The organism is Priestia sp. P5_B4 (assembly GCF_056400385.1).
Genome location: NZ_JBFULJ010000586.1, coordinates 1 through 2,421, shown reverse-complemented (window position 1 = coordinate 2,421; position 2,421 = coordinate 1). Strand labels below are relative to the sequence as shown.

Here is a 2,421-nt window from a genome sequence, read left to right as displayed (position 1 = left end):
GTTTCAGAGTTTATATCTGTCTCTTTATTCGAGTTATTTGAATATTGATAAATAGATGGCATATTTACTAATATACGTTCCTTAGATATATTAAAGAATTTAGATACACTATCACTTAACCAGTTACTTTGAACAATTAAGTTTGTATTATCACTTAAAGTAGATCTAATAAAATAAGGATATATCTTTTTATAAAACCAAAGTGGCCTTTCATCATTTTTAAATATATTCCAATTATAACTAACAAAAGGAATAGGAGTGTGTAAATATATAGTTTGTTGAACTCCTTTAAAAAAAACGCCGGTATTTTGTAACGATATTATTTTTTGTGGAATTATATTGTGCTTTTCGGACCAATTTTTCATACCAAAATAATCCCAGTACAATCTTTTAAATGCTTTCTTCGCATCTTTTTTTATTAATTTACAATTGACTGGAACATTATGAGGCTTATATAAAGGACTAATAAAAATGTAATACTCATTTTTAGCATCGTAGAGACCGATATTATCAATAAATTGATCAACGATGGTTTTTAGTCCTCCTATTTCTGAGGCTGCTGTCGCATTCACAAAAATAACCAATTGATTCACCTAATTTTTTTTAATATTTTCTTCATTAATTTATAGATTTTAATTCTTTTTAAAAATATAGAAATTTTGTTATGGAACTCCAATTTATATAGATTAGCATATAATCTTTCGATTTCTAATTGATAAGTTACGTCAACTAAATTAAATTCTATATTTTGTTTAGATAATTTAGTTTTAAATTTACTACTTAAACTTCCGTGAGTAGAATCACTTCCAAATCCTTCATTTTGGACGAAAGTATGCCGAGGAAATACAGTATATTTATTAAATTTAAACTGAGCATTAGTCCATCTTATAGCCCAAGAATCAATAAGTTTTTCTTTGTAATCCTTGGTTAGATAATAAATGTCTTCTCCCACTAAATCTAAACCTTTCTTTTTGGAAAAAATCTCATCAAAATCTTTATTTCCCCACTCCCATTCTATTAATTCCCAACGGTCTTTCCAAGTAGCCCATCCCCAAGAACTCCCTCGTAATGTTAGGAATACATCCTCCTGGTAATCATCTGGTAATTCCATATTAGGAGTATAACCCGATATAGACCAAATATTAGATTTGTCTTTATAATATCTTAATGCTTTGTTCATATAAGAAAGGAACGACGAGTGAGTAATTAAATCATCTTCTAAAACAATTACTTTATTATATTTTTTAATTATTTCTGTTACCCCAGTTATTATGGAATTAGCTAAACCTTTGTTTACAGGACTTTGAATTATATTTACTTTTTTAAAGCCTTTTAAGAATTTAACTATTTTAATAATTTCTTCAATTTTTTGTTTATCTGTTTCTACTTTTGGTCCATCAATGAATACATATAAATTTGTTTGTCTAGCAAGATCATTTAATTCTAAGGCCTTCAATGTTTTTGCTGTTAATTGTGGCCTGTTATAGCAAAATAAAGCTACTGGCGCTAATTCAACTTCGTTGTTCATATATATTCCCTTTCATCCTTATATAATAATTCTAATAGTCTTAAAATTCGCACTGAAATTTTAATTGTACAAGTAATATACAAACTTTTATAACATTCTAGGCTTCTTTCAAAAACAGTAGGTAGTCCTCCCTGAATTTTTTTATGTCTATCATTTTTTGATATTTTTTTTGATTTTCAATAATTTTTTTATCATTTCCAATTTCTTTATTGAGTAAAAATTTCTTTATTTTTACACTCAAGTCTTTATAGTCTTCGGCCTCAAAAGTCATACCTAAACCATAATTTTCTATAGTAAAGCCTATTTCACCATGTCTTGGCCCAATCACAAATTTCGACCTCGCAACTGCTTCGGTTAAAGGACCACTTTGCCCTGAAAAAACTTTTCTATAGGGGAGTATAACTACATCAGATATATTGAAATAAGAATTCAATTCAGATTCTGTTACATATTCTAAATTATAAAAAACCTTATTTTCCAAAGAATACTCCTTTACATATTTTATAATATCTTTCTTTGTGTAATAACTCTCTTTTCCTACAATAAGTAAAGTGAAGGATTCATTAGAAATTTCTTTCAGAGATCTTAATAGAATATCTATTCCTTTATCATATCTTAGTCCTCCAAAAGCTAGAAGAAACGGTTTTCGGTATAAATTATTTTCTAGGTTAATTTCAGCGAAACTATTGCTCCCAGTATGGAGATAGGGATAAGGAATTGAAACTATTTTACTTGGTGGTAAATCACTGTTCTCATTTAGTAATTTGTTTCTAGAATACTGCCCGTGCACCACTAATTTTTTTATAACTTTAATTTTTAATAAAAATTTTAAAGCAGCTCTTTTTACTTTATTACCAGGAATCCAATGGAGTGTGCTTGTTAAATTGATATTA

3 protein-coding genes are annotated in these 2,421 nt (G+C 27.7%); all 3 read right to left on the bottom strand.

Annotated elements, in window-relative coordinates:
• On the bottom strand, positions 1-593 hold a 593-nt coding region (locus AC1DRF_RS23305; protein WP_477741812.1), incomplete at its 3' end, for a glycosyltransferase family protein.
• Positions 590-1,528, bottom strand: a complete 939-nt coding sequence (locus AC1DRF_RS23300; RefSeq protein WP_477741811.1) for a glycosyltransferase family protein — start codon at positions 1,526-1,528, stop codon at positions 590-592. The genes AC1DRF_RS23300 and AC1DRF_RS23305, both read right to left, overlap by 4 nt.
• A gap of 97 nt (positions 1,529-1,625) precedes the next feature.
• Positions 1,626-2,421 (bottom strand): glycosyltransferase (locus AC1DRF_RS23295; RefSeq protein ID WP_477741810.1); only part of this gene is annotated, 796 nt, incomplete at its 5' end.